This is a genomic window from Agrobacterium sp. 22-3639C2 (genome assembly GCF_053522105.1).
In genome coordinates this window covers 431,698-453,265 of sequence record NZ_JBNWDB010000004.1, presented here as the reverse complement: position 1 = coordinate 453,265, position 21,568 = coordinate 431,698, and the positions used below count along the sequence as shown (strand labels likewise).

Below are 21,568 nucleotides of genomic sequence, written 5' to 3'. Positions count from 1 at the left end.
GCCAACTTCAGGTGCAACATACGGCACCCCTTCGACGCTTACAGTCGTGGGTATATCGATGATGCGGCAGGCCCAGGTCCAAACAGAGCACCCGTCATCACGAAGAACGCGATGAGGGCCGACCGCGGCTATCGCAACCAGAAACACTGCGACGATCTTGCTACCAGTTTGCAGCAATGCTCGCGTCGTTACCGAGCGGGATCGATAGGATCACAGACCATCTCATACCACCGGCAGCCTCTGCGCTAACTCTCGGATCAGAACGCGCTCGTTCTCGGAGTAGTCGATTGGGACTTCGACAAGATGTACGCCGCCGCCCTTGAACGCATTATCCAAGGTCGTTTCCAGATCTTCGATGCGCTCGACGCGTGTGCCCTTTGCACCATAGGCCTCGGCGTATTTCACAAAATCGGGGTTGCCGAAGCTCATCCCGAAGTCGGTGAGCCTGTCGATCGCCTGCTTCCAGCGGATCATACCGTATGCATTGTCCTTGATCAGGAGGATGACAAGGTTGAGCCGCAGACGCACCGCGGTCTCGAGCTCTTGACTGTTCATCATGAAGCCGCCATCCCCACAGACAGCCATGACGCGCCGGGTCGGGTAAAGCATGGAGGCCATCATTGCGGAAGGTAAACCCGCCCCCATCGTCGCCAGGGCATTGTCGAGAAGCAGCGTATTCGCGACATGGGTCCGGTAATTGCGAGCGAACCAGATCTTGTACATGCCGTTGTCGAGCGCAAGGATCCCATCGGCTGGCATAACGGCGCGAACATCGTGGACTATCCGTTGCGGAGTGAAGCGAGCTTCAAGCTCTCGATCGGCAATGCGTGCGAGGACCCCTTGCCTGAGATAGATCAGCGCTTTTGCGTTCGGAAGCCTGCCTTCGAGGCGGTCCGCCAGGAGCTTGAGGGTGGGGCCGATATCCCCGATCACCTCAGCCTGCGGGAAATAGACCTGCTCGACAGTGGCGGGCTGGTAGCCGACATGAACGACCTTGGCTCCGTGGACGTTCATGATGAAGGGAGGCTTCTCGATCGTGTCGTGCCCGATCGTGATGATGAGATCAGCCCGTTCGATGGCCTCGTGGACGTAGTCCCGTTCGGAAAGAGCGGCGGTGCCCAGATAAAGCTCCATACCGCCGGGAACGGTTCCCTTGCCCATCTGTGTCGTAAAATATGGTATCCCTGTGCGGATCACAAAATTTGCAAGATCAGCCGTCGATCGCGGACGCGAGGCTGCCGCACCGAGCATGATCAAGGGCCGTTCTGCAGCGCCGATCATTGCCGCGGCCCGATCTATCGCCTCGCCGCTCGCAACTGGAAGATCGAAAGCGTGTGGAGGAACCATGATGATCTCTCCGCCATCTGCCGCGGCGATATCCTCGGGCAATTCGAGATGAACTGGACCGGGGCGCTCTTCCTGCGCCACCCGAAAGGCCTCACGAACCAGGGTTGGAACCATCCTGGGCGAGATGATCTGACGCGTGAGCTTTGTCAGCGGCTTCATACTAGCGACGACGTCGACGACCTGAAAACGTGCCTGCCGGGAAGACATGACGCCTTTTTGCCCCGTAATGAGGATCAACGGCATCCCACCAAGAAGGGCGTACGCCGCGCCGGTGGATAAGTTCAACGCGCCTGGCCCGAGCGTCGTAATACAGACGCCCGGCTTCCCTGTCAGCCGGCCATAGGTTGCCGCCATAAAGGCCGCCGCTTGCTCATGACGAGTGACGACCAACTGGATCGAGGATTTCCGCAGGGCTTCGACCACGAAAAGATTTTCCTCCCCGGGGATGCCAAAAATTTTTTCTACGCCCTCATTCTCAAGGGCCCTAACGAGCAGTTCAGCGCCAGTCATGGCCAATCTCCAAAACCACCGAGCCTTAGACGCGGCTTCAAGAAACACATTTTTGTGGGGGGCTCACTTGAGGACGCTTTTGACTTCCTCGATTGCGACGTAGGCGCAATCTTCGTCCAAGCCGCCATTCGGCGCGCCCGCAACGCCAAGTGCGCCAATCGTCTCCTCGCCGGCTTTGATAGGAACGCCCCCGGAGACAAAGTAGCCTGAAACATCTGTGAACGCTGCCTCATGCGCGCTGCCGATGAGGTTCTCGACCATCGCGCTTGTGGGGCTGTGCAACGATGCCGAGATGAGTGCCTTCTGCGCAGACGCGTTGATCGTGCGTGGATCGGCTTTCTCATAGCGTATCAGGGCGAGCAGGGCTCCAGATCGATCTGTCACCGCCGCCGACACATTGTAACCGTCTACCGCACACGCCGCGACGGCCATCTCAGCGATTTTGACCGCAAGCCTCGCTCTGAGGCCGGTCTCCTGCTCGGTGTCGTGGGCAAGCACAGAACTGGCGGCAAGCGCGCCTATGGCGGCGGCCAGTATGAAAGTCTTCATGTGAGATCTCTTCAGATATCGGCCGCCGAGCGGCCCCGTTGCGGCAAATTACGTCGCCGGAAAAACCAACTGGGTTATCGCGACGACGATGAATTCGCGAAATGCACTAACTACGCAGCCCGCCGGCTCGCCAAGGCGGCGAGCCCGCAGATGCAATGCCTCAGGTCAGGAAGCAGCGAGAGATCAAAGCGACCCGCTATCCGAAGCATTATCGACGAGCGTCTTTCCATCGGCTGCCAATCGAGCATGGAGTTGATCGATTGCGCGCTGGAAGACGGCGGGATCGTCGAGCGCCCGGGAGAGGACGATCGCGCCCTGGATAGAGAGAACGGCGTCTTCCGAGAGGATGCGCGCCCGCTCAGCGTCGCGGCCCTGCCGGACGAGCGCTGCCTGCAGAGCGTCCACCCAGGCGACGAAGTAACCTCGGATGGCTTGGGCGAATAGGTCTCGGGTGTTGGTAACAGCCAAAGCGCCGACGAGACAGACGCGCCTGCCCGACCTGAAGTATTTCGCGGTTTCATCGAGCATCGCCGTGATCGCGGCATCGGCATCGTCTCCGTCTCGCAGGGGAGAATAGACGGAATTTTCAAACCATTGCTCGATTTCGACGAGCACAGCCTGGACCATTTCCTCCTTCCCATTCGGGAAGAAGTGGTAGAGGCTGCCCTTGCCAAGACCGGTGGCCTTGCCGATCAAGGCAAGGCTCGCTCCTTCGTATCCATGCTCGCGAAAAACTTCGGCCAGGGAGGCGACGGCGTCGGATCTTTCAGCGACCATGCGGGCCATGATCAGAGGCCCAGATCACTGAGGCTAGCGTGGTCGTCCGGACGACGGCCGAGCGGCCAATGGAACAAGCGATCGCCTTCAGCAATCGGCATTTCGTTGATGCATGCGTGCCGGTGCGCCATCAAGCCGTCCTCTGCGAATTCCCAGTTCTCGTTACCATAGGCACGGAACCATTGACCATTATCATCGCGATATTCGTAGGCGTAGCGTACAGCGATGCGGTTGCCGGTGAAAGCCCAGAGCTCCTTGATAAGGCGGTATTCATGCTCCTTGTTCCACTTGCGTGTCAGAAATGCCTGGGCTTCTTCGCGGTTGGTGGCGAATTCAACGCGGTTCCGCCAGCGGGTGTCCAGTGTGTAGGCCAAAGCAACCTTGGCGGCGTCACGGCTGTTCCAGCCGTCTTCGGCCAAACGGACCTTTTCGATAGCAGTTTCGCGGGTGAAAGGGGGGAGAGGAGGACGTGACATGTTGATTTTCCTTTGCAAACCGTCTCTGTGTACTTATTGGTCAACTCTTGACTGATTGGTACAGTAGCTACGGCGATTTTGGGTGTCAACGATTTTTTTGAGGCGTTGCGAATTTTTTACGACGGACGTTTGTGGTCGCGAACCGACGGCGGCGGCGTTAAAGTGGCCAGACTAGTGCTGGCAAAGCGTTCGGCCGCGCGCTGGTATATTTCGGCATATCTCAGCAGCGCCTGGGCATCCGCCACTCAGAGACTACCAGGCGCGGTGGGCGATGGTTTTGGTGGCGAAAGGGGTGAAGACCCAGGAAGATACTGTTCGTGCAACCACCACATTTCTGCGGAAACAGCACCGCGCTCGGACACGAAAGAGTAGACATGGGAAGGTGAATGGCGACTGACCCCGCGTCGCTGCGGATTGTATCCAACCGGATAGCATCGCTCCATGATCTGACGAACCGCATCGCGCTTAAGCGCTTCGCTAGTCGCCGATATGGTCATGGTGCTCTTCGAACAGCTAAATTAGGAGAGAAAGCTTCTATAAATCCAGGTGCTATCCGGATTACTGATCAATGGGCCGAGGGCCCAAACGATGACCCGAGGCCGTGCCGAAGCGTCCAGACCACCACACTGGGAAGCTAAACCCACCCGGTCCGAAGCCCAGGTTCTAAGTACTCATGATAACGCTGCCAGCAAAAGGAGATTTTAGATGGGCGATGTCAGTCCAACGGTAAGCATAACAACCGGCGTAGATCACATCGGGCTAACCGTTATGAACTTGAGCGCTTCCCTCGCTTTCTTCACGAACTGCCTCGGCTGGAGGTTATTCGGCGAAAAGCCCGACTATCCAGCGGCATTCGTTACAGACGGCCACCTCAAAGTGACACTTTGGCAGATCAAAGATCAATCTCACAGCCAAGGTTTCGACCGTCACCAAAATGTCGGGCTTCATCATCTTGCACTGAAAGTGCGGACCCTCGAGGACCTTCATCTGCTCTACGACAAGACCAGAGAGTGGCCCGATGTTCGTATTGAATTTAGTCCAGAAGCTTCTGGCACCGGGCCAAAAATCCACTTCATGATCTACGAACCGGGAGGATGTCGGATGGAGTTTTCTTGGGATCCGCGGTGATCCAGAAATTTCTATGATCGGGTCTCGGCCGATCCGAGAAACCTGGCGACCTAATCTCGGTTGTCAACCAGGCCACGCATCTGGCACCTCGCAACAGCCACGCGGGCAAGCCGGTGCCGTGCGTGGTCGAACGGCTTGGAAGCGGAAGACGTTGCAGGACTCCCGGCATCACACGTTCGGCGGCCGAACGCCATCGCTACAGTTTTGGGACGTGACCATATGACCATTCAGACCGAAACGAACATTTTCCACCAATTGTTTCATATTGAAGGAGGCTGACGTGCACCGTCAGCCCATCCAGCCGGAGCCGGAAAGCGAATTCGCCATAAAAAGCAGCCCTGCGCGCAGTTGTTCGCGATTGATGACGCCGCCGAGGCATACCCGGACATGCTCGTCAGGTGTGCCGAGAACGGTAAATGCGTCCGACGGCATTAAGCCAATATGGCGCCCTGCCATGCGCCCCATCAGTTCCGCCCTGCTCGCCCCCGTTGGCAGCTTCAGCCAAATGTTGAAGGCCTCCGGCTCACCTTTGATGTCCAAGCCAGAAAGAGTATCAACCGCTATCTCGTGACGAACAGCGCTTTCCGCCCGGACAAACCGGCGGATCGCGTCGGCTGTCCCATCCTCGATCCACCGTGTCGCCAGCGCCATGCAAATTGGCGAAGGCATGACGGCGCTGGCTCGCATTGCCTGGGCAAGGGAATAGGCGGCTCTGGAGTTAGGGGAAACTGTATAAGCGAGGCGCAGGCCTGCGCCCAGGCATTTGGCCAGCCCCCCGATATGCCAGGTGAGGTCGGGAGCAAGCGTAGCAAAAGGTACGGGCGCCGTTGCGGGAATGAAGCCGTATGCATCATCCTCTATCAAAGGCAGTCTATGCCGAAGGATAACCTCGGCGATCTCCATGCGCCGCTCGCGCGGGATGGTCAGCGTCGTTGGATTATGGACCGTAGGATTGAGATACAACGCTTTCGGTTGATGTAAATGGATAGCCGCGTCAAGCGCATCGGCCAGAACGCCGGAAGCGTCCATCGCAATTCCGACGAGTTGCAATCCCATACGGGCTGCGATCGCCCGCAAACCGGGATACGTCACCGCCTCGCACAGGATGACATCGCCCGGTCTGGTCATCGTCGAAAGAAGCGCTGTCATCGTCGCGTGCGCTCCCGGGGTGATCGCTATCCGCTCGAGACTTGGCACCATTCCCCTTTTTGACAGCCATGAAGATGCCGCGGCCTTATCCTGCTCTCCGCCGGTCGTCGACTGGTAGCGGAGAAGGGAAATAAGGTTTGCTGAAACAGTCTGCAGCCCTTCCTGCATTCTCGCCACGAGATCCGGGTCCTGCGGCTCGGGAGGCATGTTCATCGACAGATCCTCGTCCCCTGCGCGGCGCGGATCGATACGATGCTCCTCTTTCGGGCGGCCGAGTGCAAAGGTACCTCTTCCGACGTGGCTCTCCACGAGACGTCTGGAATGCGCCTCGGCGTAGGCGCGGCTGACTGTCGTAAAGTCAATCTTGAGACGCTCGGCGAGCCTGCGTTGTGGCGGCAATCGATCACCAGCGGCGATATCTCCTCGTTTTATCGCCAGTTCGATCGCGTCCGCAATCTGAAGATAACGAGGCTTGCCGTCAGGACGAAGTTCAGGGAGCCACTTCAACATTTCACCATACCTCAAATATAGATTGTTTCACATTGTATGGATAACACGACGCGGATTCAAGTGTTGATTTGACAACGAATCCTTGATCATGAATTGAGCATAAAAGCTGATTTTCAAGCTATTATTTGAGCACAACGTATGTCCAATGTGCAGAATTACGTTTCATCAAAGAATTATTGTATGCATAATAAACTGACTATTGATTCATACAATTTCGTTCGTATCGTTTCTGCATCAACCCCGCATAAGGAGATGCAGACATGCCTGAAGTAACGCAGCCGCCGCACAAGGATGGTGACTTCTTTGTCGACTACGAGTCCAAGGTTTTCGAGGACGTTAAGGCCGACCCTGGTGAGAAGGCGCTCGTAACCTTCCACACGATGGCGTTCGAAGGCTCCATCGGGCTTGTGAACATTCTCAACGCCATTCGCCTGCAGCGGAAAGGCTACGAGACTTCGATCCTTCTTTACGGGCCGGGCGTCACACTGGGGATCCAGCGCGGCTTCCCCAAGCTCGGTGATGAAGCCTTTCCCGGTCATCTGAACTTCAACAAGAACCTTGAGCGCTTCATGAAGGAAGGCGGAAAGGTCTATGCGTGTCGTTTCGCTCTGCAGGCCCTTTATGGGCACGGCGAACCGGCTCTGATCCCAGGCATCATCCCGATCCTGCCTCAGGACGTCCTGGACTGCGTGCTTCTGCACAAAAAGGCCAACGCCCTGATCATCGACACATGGACCGTCTGATTTGACCTCAACACCCCGTTCGGCAGCGAACGGGGTGCGCCGTTCCAGGTTATTCAAAGGAGCCAGTCATGCCCAAAACAGTACGTGCCGCAGCAGTCCAGATCGCGCCCGACCTGACGTCACGCGCCGGCACCGTCGAGCGGGTCCTCAATGCAATCGCCGAAGCTGCTGACAAAGGCGCCGAGCTGATCGTATTTCCCGAGACCTTCGTGCCCTGGTATCCCTATTTCAGCTTCGTTCTGCCACCTGTCCGGCAAGGCCCTGAGCATCTTCGGCTTTATGAGGAAGCAGTCACGGTACCATCAGCAGAAACACGGGCCGTCGCGGACGCCGCGCGCAAACGCAGTGCGGTTATCGTCCTTGGCGTCAATGAGCGCGACCACGGCTCGCTCTATAACACTCAGCTGATCTTCGACGCGGATGGCAGCCTGAAACTCAAGCGTCGCAAGATCACGCCGACCTATCACGAACGGATGATCTGGGGCCAAGGCGACGGCGCCGGCTTGAAGGTTGTCGACACTGCCGTCGGTCGCGTGGGTGCCCTGGCATGCTGGGAGCATTACAATCCTCTGGCCCGCTATACTCTGATGGCCCAGCATGAGGAAATTCACGCTTCTCATTTCCCGGGCTCACTGGTCGGCCCGATATTCGGCGAGCAAATCGAAGTCACCATGCGCCACCACGCGTTGGAATCGGGCTGTTTCGTGGTCAATGCCACCGGCTGGCTGAGCGAGGAGCAGATCGCATCTATTCATCCGGACCCCGCCTTGCAAAAGGGGCTTCGCGATGGCTGCATGACCTGCATCATCACGCCGGAAGGACGCCATGTCGTACCGCCGCTGACCTCGGGCGAAGGCATCCTGATCGGCGATCTGGACATGCGGCTCATTACCAAGCGCAAGCGAATGATGGATTCGGTCGGACACTATGCTCGGCCTGAACTGCTGCACCTTGTCCATGACACGACGCCCGCACGCGCACGCGAGCAGGTCGGCCTTTCAGGCGATTTTCCCGATGCGGAGCAAGACAAGCTATTTGAGGAGGTTCAGGATGCGTGAGCTGCCATCGATAGATCCGGAACTCATCAACGACCTCCAGACACGAGGAATGCGTCTCGTCGATCCGCGTGCCGGCCACGAGAGCAGGCGCGGTGGCGCAGGTCCTTCCGACCATAAAGCGGTCAATTTCGGAGACACAACCGTGATGGTGCCGGTACATACCGCACCCGCATTTGACAGTCCCTATCTCGTGGAAGCGCCCGATGCCGAGGGCCGCGCGCGCATCACCAGGGAAGGATCAGAAGTCGCGCGAATTCGATTTCCCAATCGGCCGCGTTTTTACGAACTGATCACGGCAGACGGCATTCCGTACAACAAGATCGCAGTTCTTCATTCGCGCGACGTACTTGCCACGACCATTCTGCAGACCTGCATTCGTTATGAAAGCCGCAAGAAGACCTGTCAGTTCTGTTCGATCGGCCAAAGCCTTGCCGCCGGCCGGACTGTCGCGCACAAAACTCCCGCGCAACTGGCAGAGGTCGCAAAGGCTGCCGTCGAACTCGACGGCGTCAAGCACATGGTGATGACCACTGGCACACCTTCGGGCAAGGACCGCGGTGCTGCCGTTTTGGCAGAGAGTGCGCGCGCGGTTAAGGCCGTCGTCGACCTGCCGATTCAGGTGCAATGCGAGCCTCCGGAAGACGATGTCTGGCATGAGCGAATGAAGAACGCGGGTGCAGACGCATTGGGGATGCACCTTGAAGCGGTGACACCTGAAGTCCGCGATCGGATCATGCCGGGCAAGGCAAGCGTTCCGCTTGAAAAATACTTTTCCAGCTTTGAGGCCGCAGTCAGAGTGTTTGGGCGGGGTCAGGTCTCGACCTACATCCTCGCCGGTCTGGGCGATACGCGCGAAGCGATCCTAGATATGTCCGCGCGATTGGTCGCAATGGGCGTCTACCCATTTGTCGTCCCGTTCGTGCCTATCTCAGGCACACCGCTAGAAAGTCACCCCGCACCGAAATCCGATTTCATGGCCTCCATCCTGGCTCCCCTGTCGCAGATCATCATCGACGGCGGACTTAAGGCCTCGGATATCAAGGCCGGTTGCGGAAAATGCGGTGCGTGCTCGGCGCTCTCAACTTACGAGAAACTGAGGATCCCGGCATGAGCCTCATGGATCACTCCACCTTCATCTGCCCTGAATTCATCATCCGGGCAGCGTCGGAAACCTGGGAACTTCAAGGGGTATCTCGTCTTCGACACCAGGTGTTTGTAGAGGAACAGCGCATCTTCGTCGGCAGTGACCACGACGAAATCGACGCTCGTGCCATCCCCCTTGCGGCAATCGCCACGTTGGCGGCCGAGCCTGCGGACGTCGTGGGCACTGTCAGGATCCATGAGCCCGAACCCGGCATCTGGTGGGGATCGCGGCTCGCGGTCGCCCCTGCATACCGTAGAGTTGGTCGGCTGGGTGCGGAGCTGATCAGGCTTGCGGTAAGCACCGCCAACGGCATCGGATGCCTAGAATTTCACGCCCATGTCCAGCTTCAGAACGTACCTCTTTTTCGCCGGCTGCATTGGGAGCCGCAAGGAGAGATCGACCTGCATGGCGTGCGGCACATGCACATGCTGGCTTCACTCGACCATTATCCCCCGACATGTGACCCGGCCACCGGCTGGTCGACTAGAGCAAGGAGGTCGTGATGGATGTCCATGCATTGGCGGCAGCACTCGCAGCTCACCCGTCTATTCGCAGCAAACTTGACATAGCAGGCACGACGCGGGCGCTCTCATTGTCTGCTGGAGCACCAGGAATGCCCGGCGACGATGCCGCAGCAATCCGAGCCATGGACGGCACCTGGGATCTGCTGGCGGGCGAAGGTTTTATGCCGCAATTCGTGCAGGACGATCCGTGGTTTGCCGGCTGGTGCGGTGTAATGGTGAACCTTTCGGACATCGCAGCGATGGGAGGACGCCCGACCGCACTGCTCGACACCGTGTGGGCTCCGGATACAGCATCCGCCGAGCCCCTGCTTGCCGGCCTTCGCGACGCAGCGATGGCCTACGGCGTGCCGATCGTCGGCGGGCATACCAACCTCCGCAGCAAAGATCTCAATCTTGCCGTTTCCGTCACGGGACGTGCAAAGAGGCTGATTTCCAGCTTTGCGGCCGCCCCTGGAGATGTGCTTATCGCAGCCGTCGATCATCGCGGGCATTACCGGCCGACCTTCGACAACTGGTGCGCGGCCCTTGATGCACCTCATGAACGACTGCGTAGCGACTACGAGATCCTGCCGGAGCTCGCCGAGGCTGGTCTGGTGGATGCCGGAAAAGACATCAGCCAGGGCGGCATTGTCGGCACCGCGCTTATGTTAGCTGAATCCTCCCGCTGCGGATTTGACATCGAGCTTGCTGACATTTCGCTTCCGCGGGGTGTTGCAGTCGACCGCTGGCTGCGCACATTTCCGAGTTTTGGCTTCCTCCTTTCAGTTCGGCGGGAACGTGCAAACGAGGTCTGCTCAGTATTTGGTGCTCGGGACATCAGCGCAGCTGCCATCGGTCACGCAACGGACAGCTCCCGGATCGATCTGACGAGCGGTGGCGCCAGGGCAACGTTCTGGGACTACGCGGCAGCCCCCTATATCGCGCTTGCAAAGGAGATAGCCCATGCCTGAAGTACGCTTTACAATCCGATGGCCTGATGGGACGGAGGAGAGCTGCTACTCGCCCTCGACCGCCATAACGCACCATCTCGAAGCCGGATGCACCTATCCGCTGACTGAATTTGTCGAACGTGCCCGCACCGGGCTGAACGAGGCATCAGACCGCGTCGCGGCGAAATTCGGCTTCGCCTGCTCATCCGCACTCGACCAACTGGCAAAGATCGAAACGACAGCTGCCGCTCAGCCGGCTGACGCCAAGGTCACCTGCCTCTCGATGTCATGAAAGGGTTTGTTATGATCGACGATACTGTACCGCACGTTCCAGTTCTCATCATCGGAGGCGGCCAGGCTGGTCTTTCTGTCAGTTGGTATCTCATGCAGGAAGGGGTCGAGCATGTCGTTCTTGAGCGCCGTCAACGGTTCGAGAGTTGGCGCAACAATCGCTGGGACAGCTTCTGTCTGGTCACACCAAACTGGCAGTGCCGGCTGCCCGGCTGGCACTATAAGGGAGCGGATCCGAATGGCTTCATGCTCAGGCAAGAAATCGTAGACTATCTGGATGGCTTTGCAGAAAGCTTCAGCCCACCGATCCGCGAAGGGGTGGACGTCACGCATGTCTCGCCTCGCGACAGTGGTGGATACTGGATCGAGACTAGCTCTGGCAACTTGACTGCGGACCAGGTTGTGGTTGCGACAGGTGGGTACGACAATCCAATCGTGCCGTCCTACGCAGCAGATCTGGACGCCACTATCCTACAGATGCACTCGCGCGATTACCGGCGTCCGTCGCAATTACCAGATGGCGGAACCTTGATTGTCGGCACAGGGCAATCTGGCGTGCAGATCATGGACGACTTTCATCTGGAAGGTCGTCCAGTGCACCTGGCGGTAGGACCCGCTCCGCGCAGCCCGCGCAAATACCGCGGGCGCGACGCAACCGACTGGCTTTACGATGCCGGCACATATGCCGTCACGATCGATACCCATCCCGATCCCATCAAAGCCTTGACCCAGACCAACCATTACATGTCCGGGCGCGACGGCGGCAAGGAGATCGATCTGCGCAAATACGCCCTGGAGGGCGTTCGGCTATACGGATCGGTCGCAGGTGGCTCCGGCACAACGATGATGTTTCTGCCCGACCTCGAGAAGAACCTTGATGATGCTGACCGGAGCTACCTGGGTATACGCAAGCAGATCGATGCCTGGATCGCCACGCACGCAATTAATGCTCCAGAGGAGCCCCCATTTGAAAAGGTCTGGCGTCCCGTTCAAGAAATCACCGAAGTTGATTTGGCGGAGGCGGGCATAAAATCGATCATCTGGGCGATCGGTTTCCGTCCGGATTATTCGTGGCTGAAGGTCGACTGCCTCGATCAGCGAGGCAAGCCGGTGTTCCGTCGCGGTGTAACCGATGCACCTGGTCTGTATTTTATTGGTCTTGGCTGGCTGAACACATGGGGCTCCGGCCGATTTCTTGGCATCGACGAGGACAGCCGGTATCTCGCCGAACAAATAGTAGCACTCCAAAAGAACAGGCTGGCTGCATGAGCACTGTTCAGCTCGCCAGGCACGAGGGGTCGGAGCTCATCGAACGCCACGTGCTAGGAATGGCGGAAATGGGCTACAGCGGCATTTCGGAGCAATGGCTCAAGCGACGCGCCGGTGATTTGCACTGGCGGCTCATCGCGCTCGCCATGGGACAGCGGGATGCTGTTTTCATTTGCTCAGAGGGCCAGCCACTCTACGCGGCTTTTTGTGCGACCAGCTTGCAGTTCGTAAGACCTCATCTTCCACGATTGGGCGGGGAGATGACACTGGCTGCGGATCTCTACCGCGTCGGCCACGGGCGTCTGGCGTCACTTATCCGCGTCACCGCTGGCGGCGATATTGTAGGCCGCATGATTTTGGTCTCGACCTTTGTGGGACGTTCCGAACCGGAGATTAACCGATCTGTCGTCCGGCGGAGCCCGCGGGCGTTGGCGATGCCGCCCGAGGCGCCCCTCGCGGTTCGTCGCGTTGCCGAGATGGCCTCGGCCGCCACGCGAGACATTCGCAACAACCATTTTAAACTCTCCGGGATGTCACAAACACAGATGGTCCTGCCGTGCCCGGCGACAGACTTCAATGCCGCCAGACTTCTCTATTTCCCGAGCTACAGCGCTTTAGCTGACCGGGGATTGTTCCAAGCAGGAGAGATGCATACCGGGATGATCGCCTCGCGGAATGTAGTTTATCTGGGTAATGTAGAGCCGGGAGAATGGATGGAGATCAACTTCAAGAAGCTGCCTTCAGGGTATGAAGTCTTCCTGAACGGTCAAGACTGTCGACCTTTGGCGTTGATGCGCGTACGTTTCGACCGTGGGAACGACAGCTCTATAACCGCTTAACAACGCGACGCGGTCGACAAGAAATGTCGGCTTCAAATGCTGCTACGGCAACTCATGCGATATCGTCTCGCTTAGTCTAGCTCTTGATGAGATTCGCACTTACGACCAATATGTTATAAATTCGGCGAAGTGGTTGGTTAGAAAGAATCTCCCGCCCAATCTTCATGGCCGTGCCTTATGCGGATGACGAATACGCTCCCGTCTTCAATGATGCGGTACACGACAGGGTGAGCCTTGAAAGGATGGATCCTGACAGGAGGAGAAATCTCATGGCGTTCGCGTGCCATTCTTGGGTTGGTGGCGATAAGTTCGAGCAAGGCAAAAAGCTCATCGTGATATTGTCTGGCGACTAGTGCTCCGAAGATGCGGATGCCTTCTTCTGCAATGAAAATAATATCCTCTTCCGCTTGGACAGATAGGCTAAATGGCATTAAGCGCGTCCGCGGCTCATGTCAGCTCGAGAAGTGGCTAAAGCAAACAACTCTTCCGTTGAACGGCTACCAACTCCGCTTCTGATCCCGTCGTCGACAAATCGCTGCATCTCGGCAATCTTGTCCGTACGCGCTTGGTCTCTGCGGATCAGGTCCCGGACATAATCGCTCGCGTTCGAGTATCGACCAGTCTTGGTCTGTGCTTCAACCCAATCTTTCATGAGGTCTGGGAGAGATACATTCATCGTCGCCATTCAAGTCTCCCTAATGCCTCAACATACTTGCTGATGGCAAAGTTTGTCAAACTAATGATGAGGTCGCAATTACAGCTCTTGATGGGAACCGACCGCTGCACGCTTGATTCGGCTAAGCTGCTATTTGGCGTATCACTAATCCTCCTCTGGACGCTTCTCAGGCAGCAGTGAGGGGTCCGCCAGTACACGAAAAAGTCATACGTCCTCGGGATAGAGACGAGGGAAAAGGGTATCGAGCGCTTGGACTGGAAAGCGCAGCGACACAGGCCCCTTTTCAGTAACTGACGCAAGCAGGCCCTCATCCGTCAGCGCCTTTAGAACGCGCCGCGCCGATCGATCTGGCAGGCCAGTGATACGCGAAGCCTCTCCCCGCTCAAATTCTCCGCGCACAAGGGCTTCCTGAAGTAAGGGCGCGCACTCGTCAGGCAAAGTTTCCTGACGATAGACATAACGCTTGAGGCGTCCCCCTAGTGTTTTGAGGTCAAACAGGCTGTCCATGTATTCGAGCTGATCGAGACACACGCGCAGAAACCAACTGGTGAACAGTTCCAGTCCCTTGAGCGACAGGTTGCCCCGTCCATCGCGGTCGCCCTGACGTGGCTCGTCTGCCCAAGCCATATGCTGCTTATATTCGGCGCGTCCTTCAGGCCCCCCCGCCAAGCCTCGAGCCAAGCCGCGGGAAACTGACCAGAGACCATGAGCTCCCACTCCGGCCGCTTGTGCCATCGCATGACTCATCAAACGGCTAACTCGGCCGTTGCCGTCTGGAAACGGATGGATGTAGTTGAAACGGTGATGCGCGGTCGCCATCGCAAAAAGGCGGGCGCTACGGCTGCTCCCAACTGCCATCATCGCTTCTCCTGGAGCCGGCTGGAAGGCGAACCGCTGATGGAAGTAGGCCATGAAATCGGGCACGCGATCGCTCGCGGGAGGCAAATGTCTGCCGACCTCGACGTCCTGCTCCTCCCCTCGCCGCCATTCGCCGGGCGTCATAACAAAGCTGTGGTGGTTACCGACAATCGTCAGCATCTTTACTGTTGCGCCATCATAAAAGGCGCGGTGAAGATAGCGGATGAATTCTATCGATGCAGGATCAGGCAACATGCCTGCCGCCTCTCGCTCGTCGATCTCCTGCTGAACACGATAGTGGGCGACGGCTTCGATCTTGAGGTCGCGCCGATCGTCCTCGGGCTCAATTCCCTGCAGGGCCTGCTCGATCTCACGTGGCCGGGTGTTGTGGCCTTCGATCAGATTACTATAGTAGGTGTTCATGATCCTGACGGTGCGGGCCAGTTGGGCTGCGGTCAGGATGGAGGGCCCGGCCAAGTCGTTCGGCCCTAGCGACAATCTCAAGCGAAAGGTCCAGCAGTTCGCCGCTGGGATGCTCGATACGCGCCGGTTCGATGCGGGTAGATGCTTCTTAGACAGTCATTTTGGCCGATATCCAGTTTCCTTATATCATTTATATATATGGGATTTTTGTCGATTTACCATCACATTTGGCCGATCTTTTGGCCGATGTTGTCGCGAGTACTATAGCCCCGTCATCAAGACATGACCCACCCAATCACCAAAAAGAACTCGGGCAATGACACTCGGTTAGTCTTCCCTGGCAAATCTTTGCGAACTTCTGGCCTCTCCACTGCGATGTTCATATTAGTTTACCCGCCTTGATGAGATACGAACCGGCGACCCCGTCGCTTGGGTCACTTGTATTTGCATCAATTTGCGCTCGGAGTGCCCGGTCTTAGGCCACGCAAAGCGGGCAAAACGCTATGGACAGCCGCAACAGGAAAAACAGGCCATTCGGATTTGATGAAGATTGGACCCGCGGCAATCATATGGCTGACATTTGTGATAAAAAGATCAAAACATCCAGCCCCCAGAGCGCCACCGCCTTGAGTTTATGTCCCCTATGGGTTACATAAACTCATGTTCACGATTAGGCGCACTCGTGATTATGCGGACTGGATCAAAACGCTAAAAGACTTTCGTGCTCAAGCTCGAATTGCCGACCGCATTGACCGTCTCGCTGCGGGAAATCCTGGGGATGTAGCCAGTCGGCGAAGGCGTGAGCGAACTCCGCATTAATTATGGGCCTGGTTATCGTGTCTATTTTGTCCGGGACGGGTCGGTCGTTTATGTTCTTCTTTGCGGTGGCGACAAGGGTACCCAGGACAAAGACATTCGATTAGCTAAAAAACTAGCACAGCAATTGAAGGAGTAATCGCATGCCACTTGAGACATTTGAGTACGACTCCGCCGAATTCCTTGGGAGTGAGGAAGCGATCGCTGAATATCTTTTAGCTGCTAGCGAAGATGGAGACGCAAACCATATCGCTCGCGCTCTTGGTGTTGTCGCGCGCGCGCGCGGCATGTCGAATCTCTCTCGGAATACCGGACTTACGCGACCTGCTCTCTACCGAGCATTAAGTGGCGATGGCAACCCAGAGTTTGGGACGATTGCGAAGGTAGCTGACGCCCTTGGTTACAGGCTAAATCTTGTTTTGAAATCCAGCAGCGGTTCGAACGCCGCGGCGAAGTGAACGGCACATTCGAACGTTTTCTAAACGCTTTTTGGGCTCGAGACAGACCGAGGTAGCCGATTTCTCATGGTTTAAGCTCTTGAACGGATTCGAACCAGCGACCCTATCGGTTTTGGTGGGCTATGAAACTGCTAACGAGTTACGCAAAAACACCAATTGCTAATTCGCGCAGGTGCCGAGGATCGGCGACATCAGCTTGATGTGGGCATCAATCCGTTCCAACACTCTATCGGGTAGAACAGCTCGTTCAGGCAGAGACCACCAAGACTGGTTGACGCGCTCGACGGTCTCCGTAACAGCCTTCAGCACAGCAGCTTCAGGCAGTCGCGCACGATGCGCGAAGACTTTCCATCGCTGGGCGTTCATTGCCTTGAACGGCCTTTCACCGGCCAGCGACAGTGCCATGGCATCCGACGGAATGTAAGGGACTGTCGAGAGCACATCATAGACTGGGGCGAGTGCCGGCTTGTTGCCCTTCCCATAATAAATCAGCGACCAATTCTTGAGGTGCATGTCGCCATTTCCTGTCAGGACTGCCAAAGCCAGTCGTCGGACGAACTCGATGGCTGCCGCTGAAGAAACGGCGACCCCAATAGCCACAGCGATATCATGATATGAGGCCCCCTCATATTTTCGAGACGGATAGACGCCGAATACCTGTGCGAAATCTTCGATATGGATGCGTTCACCACCGGCAACGCGATCGAAACGTTTGACGAGGAGGACTTTGCCGTCGGACAGTGTCTCAAACTCCTCCGGGATACCCTCGAACTGCGATTGTTCCACGAGCTCGCGTTCCGGCACGTCCATACCAATCGCTTCGGCCAATGCAAGATTTGCAAATTCGTTTTCCGAGACACCGGGAAATGATGTCGATGGAAACTTGGCGATATATGAACCCTGCTCGTCGCCTAAGGGGATCGTCAGACCGCCGCCCTTGCCTGTGTTTTTGATGACGGAGAGTTTCATTTGCACGCCGGCGAGCGAAAACCGGGCCTTCGGTCTCGAGGGTGTCAAACCCTCATTACAAACAACGCTGCCTTCGCTCGGCACAATTCGGACAGCCCCCGGCAGATCGGATCCGAGTGTTGCAAGCAGGTCGAAATCATTTCCTGCTCGCACGCTGCCTGAATGGTGCTTCTCCATCGCCTCGCGCAGTTTATCCTCTGGAAGAAGGTTCGCAAAGAACGATGGCAAAGCCCTTACGACAGGCTTCGGGTCCTTCCGCAAACCCCCATGTGCCGCGCGAAATGACAAACTGAGCACTGGGAAACCACCCGTTTGTCGATAGCTCTCCTCAAAGCTGAACGCGTTGAAGTCTCCCGGCGTCCTCACGATCACGCCGACCTTCAGGTCATTCAGCAGCACGTCCAGTGAGGTGATAGATCTTGGATCAAGAGGCGCATCAGACATTGCCATCACCATCAGGACTGGCGACGAAAGCAGGAAGGTCATCTTCGGCGCCACCTGGCTGCAGTAAAGCTTCGACCGCCGGGACCATCGCTTGAGGGATGAGCATCAGTTCCAGACCAAGCGCACGACCAATGTTGACCAGAGTGGTCGTACGGGCAGCGCTGGCTCCAACCTCAATCTCGCGGTACCGCGGTCGCGAGATACCCGCCATATCCGCAACCTGCTCCTGGGTGAGGCCCAAAGTCTTGCGCGACGTCTTGAGCAGCCGCCCTATGTCCTGAAGAGCCTCCGGATCCGACTTCATATGATACCTTAACGATTCATCTTTCCCATTATGATATGTTTACGTATCTCACTACATCTGCTCATGTCAAACCAAATGCCGCTAATAGGGACCATATGAGACTAAAAGATCTTCTTACAGATCAATTTTGTTCCCTCTACTGAGACAATCTGGGCACCGAAACTGGAAGCACCCCGCAATACACCCTTCTTTAAATGTCCGCTCCTATCCGCCTGGCAACATGCCTGCCGAGCAGGAAGACAAGGCATGAGGATTGGCTTCATCGGGGCCGAGCAAATCAGTAAGGCACTGGCCCGGCTTGCAGTCGCGAACGGACATACCGCGACGCTCAGCAATTCGCGCGGACCAGAACCGCTGCGCGAGGCAGCGGCCGAAATTGGTTGTCAGGCCGCAGTTGTATCCGACGTGCCCTCGTCCAGCGATGTGATGGTTCTCACAGTGCCGTTCGCAGCTTGCACCGCAGTTCCTTGATGGCAAGATCGTCATCGATGCGAACAACTACTACCCGGATAGGGATGGAAGTATCGATGCGCTCGACCGGCGCGAGACGAAAACGTCGCAAATGATCGCAAACCATTTCCAAGCGGCGACGATCATCAAGGCGTTCAACGCCATTCTGGAGAACGACCTCCTCGATCCTGTTGCACTTCCAAACAGAGCTAAGTGTGCCTTGCCGATTGGGGGTGACGATGCCGCCAACAAGGTGATTGTGACCACCCTACAAGCGGAGTTCGGGTTCGATACTGTAGACGTCGGCCCCCTCGCTGATAGCTGGCGTTTTGAGCGGGCCAAGCCCGCTTACTGCATCCCGCTCGATAAGGACGGTGTCATTGCGGCACTCGCTGCGGAGGAACGGGATAAGGAACTCCCAGAGGGGTCGTGGAGGCGTTAGCCCAACAAGGGGCGGCTCAACGAAGGGGCCGCCACTTGAATTCGCGACCTTCGGAGTGAAAATGTTAGGTGCACTCATTGTCCGCTATGGGCGAAATTGGACTTTGCTCGAACTCGTTTCGCTTTAAGTAAGCGCGAAAGCGCTTGACCTCAACCCGCCGATTAGAGAAGCGCCGCATCGCGGAAGGCGGGACCGACTACCCCGGCGAAAACGCTCCATCAACTTCTGCTTATGCGGCTTCGCTCATAGCAACCCGGCCCAGTTCCGCCGATAGCCATGGATCAACCGACAGATCTCGCTGCCCACAACGCCCTCGGATATCCACTATCGTCGCTGAGTTGAAGACGTTTCCATCGTCAGGAGGCGTCTTCCCGAGTGCCACCGTCGTCAGGCAGGCAGCTTCATCTGCTTGCGCAGGCTCTTGTCGAACGCGCTTGCGGGTACGAAGCGTCGCAGGAAATGCAGTTGCCGCGCCGCCTTGGTGGCGGGGTAGCGCAACTTCGGCGACTTTACTGTCGCCGCCTTCACGACGGCTTCCGCGACAAGCTCCGGCGCATCGCCTGCCTTGATGGCACTGTTCCACACGGCTTCCGTTGTCTTGCGGCCCGCATCGTAGACGCTCGTCATGCGGTCGGGCTGTTTCGCGTTGTGGTCAAGCGCCGTGTTCGTAAAGGCAGGCTCGACCAGGAGGACCCTGATACCGAGCGATCTGACTTCGTGATCGAGAGACTCCGAGTAACCCTCGACGGCATGTTTCGTGGCGGTGTAAAGCGCGCTGAACGGACTGGGAATGAAGCCAACCACCGAACTGATGTTTATGATGCGCCCGCTACGCTGCCTGCGCATGATCGGTAGGACCTCGTTAGTCGTCCGGACGATCCCGAAGACGTTGAGATCGAAAATAGCCTGCGCCTGTTCAACGGATGATTCCTCGGCGCCACCGATGAGGGCCCCGCCCGCGTTGTTAACGAAGATGTCGATACGGCCCGTGCGGCTGACGACTTCGGCGACCATTGCAGCCACCGAAGCGCTGTCGGTCACGTCGCATTCAAGCATCGTGATCCCCGCGACCGTCCCCGTCCTCGCCTTCCGACTGGTTCCAAAGACCTGGTAGCCGGCCGACACCAGAGCCTTTGCCGTGGCAAGACCGATCCCGGATGCCGCGCCAGTGACGACGGCGACGCTACGATTGTTCGTGTTCATTTCAATTCCTTTCGTTCGCCCGATACAGGGCGGTGTTGATGGCGCGGGAGTTGCAAGTGGTCCCCGCGAGGTTGAAGTGTCATGAGTTGGAGCGGTATCGCGCGGCGGGTTCGGAGTTGCTAAAGCCTGCGGCCAAGACGCCACGCGCCTGCTCGAAGGCATCCCATGCGGCGACGTCGGGCACGGGCGGGATCGTCACCAGCTCCTTCCGGTCAAACCCGATCAGCGCCGCGTCGACGAGGTCTTCCGCTTCCATCAGGTTCTGGACACGGTTGATGTCGCCTCCTGCCCGCTCGAAGATTTCCGTACGTGTCGCAGCGGGCAGGACAGCCTGGACGTATACGCCCTTGGAAGAGACTTCTGCGGCTAGGCTCTGCGACATTGTCAGCACATAGGACTTGGTGGCGGCATAGATGCCGTGGGAATATTCGGGTAAAAGCGCCAGCACCGAGGCGATGTTGACGATCGACCCGCTGCCCCGCTCCACCATCCCCGCGATTACCGCGGAAGCCAGTAGCGTCGGAGCGACGACGTTGAGACGAAGCAGTGTTTCCATCGCCGCAGGATCGGCCGACGTGAATCCGCCGAGCAATCCTGCCCCGGCGTTGTTGACGAGAATGTCGATAGAAGGCTCTGCCTTCAGGCGTTCGGCGACCGTGCCGAGTTGCGTCAGGTCTGTAAGGTCGGCCGTGATGTTCTCGACGGCGATGCCATATGCCTGGCGAAGTTCGGCGGCCAGCGTTTCGAGGCGATCGGTCGCCCGGGCGACGAGAACGAGGTCGTGTCCCCGAGCGGCTAGCCGTCGTGCGTAGACGGCGCCGATACCGCTGGACGCTCCGGTAATGAGTGCGATGGTCATAGAGGTTCCTTCCGTCGGTCGCGTGACGGCCGATAATTGGTGGCATGAGGATACATGGGGTTTGCGGACTCAGCCGCGATGCTTGATGTGAAGCATGGGATAATGCTCGTAGTGGCCAGCGCCGTTTTGCACGATCGGGTCAAGCGAGGTCAGCGCCTCGATATTTTCGTCGTCTTCAATCTGATAAAGCGAGACGCCGTAACCGCCAGCGGGGTCCATGACAGGCCCGTGCGCCACGATTTTACCTTCCCCGAGAAGCCTGTCGAGATAAGTGCCGTGCTGGCCCATCCAGGTCTTTTCGCCGGTCGTCATCGTGGCGAGGAAATCCGGGCGCGGGGGTATGTATTTGCAGAGATAGAACTTCATCGTCGTCTTCCTGATGGGGATTGGGCACCGGCTGTTTTCGACGGCCAACAGAAATTT

General features: G+C 57.5%; 25 protein-coding genes and 1 pseudogene. 13 read left to right on the top strand and 13 right to left on the bottom strand.

Translation table 11 applies throughout. From position 1 onward, the window contains the following. Nucleotides 1-222 precede the first annotated feature (222 nt). The 4 genes from ACQZ6D_RS19445 to ACQZ6D_RS19430 all read right to left on the bottom strand — a co-directional run bounded on the left by ACQZ6D_RS19445 (nt 223) and on the right by ACQZ6D_RS19430 (nt 3,659). Complete coding sequence (locus ACQZ6D_RS19445) at nt 223-1,857, bottom strand: acetolactate synthase large subunit (RefSeq protein WP_448730225.1); 1,635 nt, start codon at nt 1,855-1,857, stop codon at nt 223-225. A 63-nt stretch (nt 1,858-1,920) separates the two neighbouring features. Further along, complete coding sequence (locus ACQZ6D_RS19440) at nt 1,921-2,406, bottom strand: GlcG/HbpS family heme-binding protein (protein WP_448730226.1); 486 nt, start codon at nt 2,404-2,406, stop codon at nt 1,921-1,923. A 183-nt stretch (nt 2,407-2,589) separates the two neighbouring features. Next, nucleotides 2,590-3,192, bottom strand: coding sequence for a TetR/AcrR family transcriptional regulator (locus ACQZ6D_RS19435; protein WP_112361291.1), 603 nt, complete (start codon nt 3,190-3,192; stop codon nt 2,590-2,592). 2 nt (nt 3,193-3,194) lie between these two features. Next, entirely contained in the window at nt 3,195-3,659 is a 465-nt protein-coding gene (locus ACQZ6D_RS19430; protein ID WP_035201061.1) for a nuclear transport factor 2 family protein, read from the bottom strand. 705 nt (nt 3,660-4,364) lie between these two features. Here ACQZ6D_RS19430 and ACQZ6D_RS19425 point away from each other — a divergent pair. Continuing rightward, nucleotides 4,365-4,787: a VOC family protein gene (locus ACQZ6D_RS19425; RefSeq protein WP_035201064.1), complete on the top strand. Its 423-nt coding sequence runs from the start codon at nt 4,365-4,367 to the stop codon at nt 4,785-4,787. 288 nt (nt 4,788-5,075) lie between these two features. Here the strand turns inward: ACQZ6D_RS19425 and ACQZ6D_RS19420 are convergent, their stop codons facing one another. Further along, the gene (locus ACQZ6D_RS19420; protein ID WP_153793632.1) at nt 5,076-6,446 is read right to left on the bottom strand and encodes an aminotransferase-like domain-containing protein; all 1,371 of its coding nucleotides are present in this window, start codon (nt 6,444-6,446) and stop codon (nt 5,076-5,078) included. 260 nt (nt 6,447-6,706) lie between these two features. Here ACQZ6D_RS19420 and ACQZ6D_RS19415 point away from each other — a divergent pair, with 260 nt between their 5' ends. The 8 genes from ACQZ6D_RS19415 (at nt 6,707) to ACQZ6D_RS19380 (ending at nt 13,243) form a co-directional block, all read left to right on the top strand. After that, complete coding sequence (locus ACQZ6D_RS19415; RefSeq protein ID WP_035201066.1) at nt 6,707-7,189, top strand: MSMEG_0572/Sll0783 family nitrogen starvation response protein; 483 nt, start codon at nt 6,707-6,709, stop codon at nt 7,187-7,189. 68 nt (nt 7,190-7,257) lie between these two features. After that, nucleotides 7,258-8,247 carry a Nit6803 family nitrilase gene (locus ACQZ6D_RS19410; protein WP_448730227.1) on the top strand — a complete coding sequence of 330 codons (990 nt, stop codon included), beginning with the start codon at nt 7,258-7,260 and terminating at the stop codon, nt 8,245-8,247. Then, nucleotides 8,240-9,358: an MSMEG_0568 family radical SAM protein gene (locus tag ACQZ6D_RS19405; protein ID WP_448730228.1), complete on the top strand. Its 1,119-nt coding sequence runs from the start codon at nt 8,240-8,242 to the stop codon at nt 9,356-9,358. The genes ACQZ6D_RS19410 and ACQZ6D_RS19405 overlap by 8 nt, the downstream gene beginning before the upstream one ends. Further along, nucleotides 9,355-9,894 (top strand): MSMEG_0567/Sll0786 family nitrogen starvation N-acetyltransferase, encoded by a 540-nt coding sequence (locus ACQZ6D_RS19400; RefSeq protein ID WP_448730229.1) that lies wholly within the window; start codon nt 9,355-9,357, stop codon nt 9,892-9,894. Before ACQZ6D_RS19405 ends, ACQZ6D_RS19400 begins: the two co-directional genes overlap by 4 nt. Then, nucleotides 9,894-10,865 (top strand): sll0787 family AIR synthase-like protein, encoded by a 972-nt coding sequence (locus ACQZ6D_RS19395; protein WP_448730230.1) that lies wholly within the window; start codon nt 9,894-9,896, stop codon nt 10,863-10,865. Before ACQZ6D_RS19400 ends, ACQZ6D_RS19395 begins: the two co-directional genes overlap by 1 nt. Next, nucleotides 10,858-11,136, top strand: a complete 279-nt coding sequence (locus ACQZ6D_RS19390) for an MSMEG_0570 family nitrogen starvation response protein (protein WP_013637307.1) — start codon at nt 10,858-10,860, stop codon at nt 11,134-11,136. The genes ACQZ6D_RS19395 and ACQZ6D_RS19390 overlap by 8 nt, the downstream gene beginning before the upstream one ends. 11 nt (nt 11,137-11,147) lie before the next feature. Further along, complete coding sequence (locus ACQZ6D_RS19385; RefSeq protein WP_448730231.1) at nt 11,148-12,404, top strand: MSMEG_0569 family flavin-dependent oxidoreductase; 1,257 nt, start codon at nt 11,148-11,150, stop codon at nt 12,402-12,404. After that, nucleotides 12,401-13,243, top strand: coding sequence for a Pnap_2097 family protein (locus tag ACQZ6D_RS19380; RefSeq protein WP_236742443.1), 843 nt, complete (start codon nt 12,401-12,403; stop codon nt 13,241-13,243). Before ACQZ6D_RS19385 ends, ACQZ6D_RS19380 begins: the two co-directional genes overlap by 4 nt. A 137-nt stretch (nt 13,244-13,380) precedes the next feature. Here the strand turns inward: ACQZ6D_RS19380 and ACQZ6D_RS19375 are convergent, their stop codons facing one another. The 3 genes from ACQZ6D_RS19375 to ACQZ6D_RS19365 form a co-directional block, all read right to left on the bottom strand. Continuing rightward, nucleotides 13,381-13,674, bottom strand: coding sequence for a type II toxin-antitoxin system RelE/ParE family toxin (locus tag ACQZ6D_RS19375; protein ID WP_076843641.1), 294 nt, complete (start codon nt 13,672-13,674; stop codon nt 13,381-13,383). Beyond that, nucleotides 13,674-13,928 (bottom strand): type II toxin-antitoxin system ParD family antitoxin, encoded by a 255-nt coding sequence (locus ACQZ6D_RS19370; protein ID WP_111790995.1) that lies wholly within the window; start codon nt 13,926-13,928, stop codon nt 13,674-13,676. Before ACQZ6D_RS19370 ends, ACQZ6D_RS19375 begins: the two co-directional genes overlap by 1 nt. A 195-nt stretch (nt 13,929-14,123) precedes the next feature. Further along, nucleotides 14,124-15,254 (bottom strand): Fic family protein, encoded by a 1,131-nt coding sequence (locus tag ACQZ6D_RS19365; RefSeq protein WP_309582994.1) that lies wholly within the window; start codon nt 15,252-15,254, stop codon nt 14,124-14,126. A gap of 606 nt (nt 15,255-15,860) precedes the next feature. On the opposite strand from ACQZ6D_RS19365, the pseudogene ACQZ6D_RS19360 reads away from it, so the two are divergent. Both ACQZ6D_RS19360 and ACQZ6D_RS19355 read left to right on the top strand, forming a co-directional pair. Next, nucleotides 15,861-16,155, top strand: a pseudogene (locus ACQZ6D_RS19360) (type II toxin-antitoxin system RelE/ParE family toxin). 4 nt (nt 16,156-16,159) lie between these two features. After that, complete coding sequence (locus ACQZ6D_RS19355) at nt 16,160-16,474, top strand: addiction module antidote protein (protein WP_448730232.1); 315 nt, start codon at nt 16,160-16,162, stop codon at nt 16,472-16,474. Between the two features lie 159 nt (nt 16,475-16,633). Here ACQZ6D_RS19355 and ACQZ6D_RS19350 read toward each other — a convergent pair whose 3' ends face one another. Both ACQZ6D_RS19350 and ACQZ6D_RS19345 read right to left on the bottom strand, forming a co-directional pair. Continuing rightward, nucleotides 16,634-17,887, bottom strand: a complete 1,254-nt coding sequence (locus ACQZ6D_RS19350) for a type II toxin-antitoxin system HipA family toxin (RefSeq protein ID WP_142851364.1) — start codon at nt 17,885-17,887, stop codon at nt 16,634-16,636. After that, nucleotides 17,880-18,191, bottom strand: a complete 312-nt coding sequence (locus ACQZ6D_RS19345) for a helix-turn-helix domain-containing protein (RefSeq protein WP_112753001.1) — start codon at nt 18,189-18,191, stop codon at nt 17,880-17,882. The genes ACQZ6D_RS19350 and ACQZ6D_RS19345 overlap by 8 nt, the downstream gene beginning before the upstream one ends. A gap of 246 nt (nt 18,192-18,437) precedes the next feature. Here ACQZ6D_RS19345 and ACQZ6D_RS19340 point away from each other — a divergent pair, with 246 nt between their 5' ends. Together ACQZ6D_RS19340 and ACQZ6D_RS19335 are read left to right on the top strand one after the other, a co-directional pair. Further along, nucleotides 18,438-18,662, top strand: coding sequence for an NAD(P)-binding domain-containing protein (locus tag ACQZ6D_RS19340; RefSeq protein WP_206665943.1), 225 nt, complete (start codon nt 18,438-18,440; stop codon nt 18,660-18,662). Between the two features lie 91 nt (nt 18,663-18,753). Then, nucleotides 18,754-19,083, top strand: a complete 330-nt coding sequence (locus ACQZ6D_RS19335; RefSeq protein WP_206665944.1) for an NAD(P)-binding domain-containing protein — start codon at nt 18,754-18,756, stop codon at nt 19,081-19,083. A 387-nt stretch (nt 19,084-19,470) separates the two neighbouring features. Here ACQZ6D_RS19335 and ACQZ6D_RS19330 read toward each other — a convergent pair whose 3' ends face one another. The 3 genes from ACQZ6D_RS19330 to ACQZ6D_RS19320 all read right to left on the bottom strand — a co-directional run bounded on the left by ACQZ6D_RS19330 (nt 19,471) and on the right by ACQZ6D_RS19320 (nt 21,511). Continuing rightward, a complete protein-coding gene (locus tag ACQZ6D_RS19330) occupies nt 19,471-20,286 on the bottom strand; it encodes an oxidoreductase (RefSeq protein WP_025591179.1) in 816 nt (271 codons plus the stop codon). Nucleotides 20,287-20,365: 79 nt separating this feature from the next. Continuing rightward, complete coding sequence (locus ACQZ6D_RS19325; RefSeq protein ID WP_448730233.1) at nt 20,366-21,145, bottom strand: SDR family NAD(P)-dependent oxidoreductase; 780 nt, start codon at nt 21,143-21,145, stop codon at nt 20,366-20,368. 69 nt (nt 21,146-21,214) lie between these two features. Next, entirely contained in the window at nt 21,215-21,511 is a 297-nt protein-coding gene (locus ACQZ6D_RS19320) for a YciI family protein (protein WP_153793624.1), read from the bottom strand. Between the last annotated feature and the right edge of the window lie 57 nt (nt 21,512-21,568).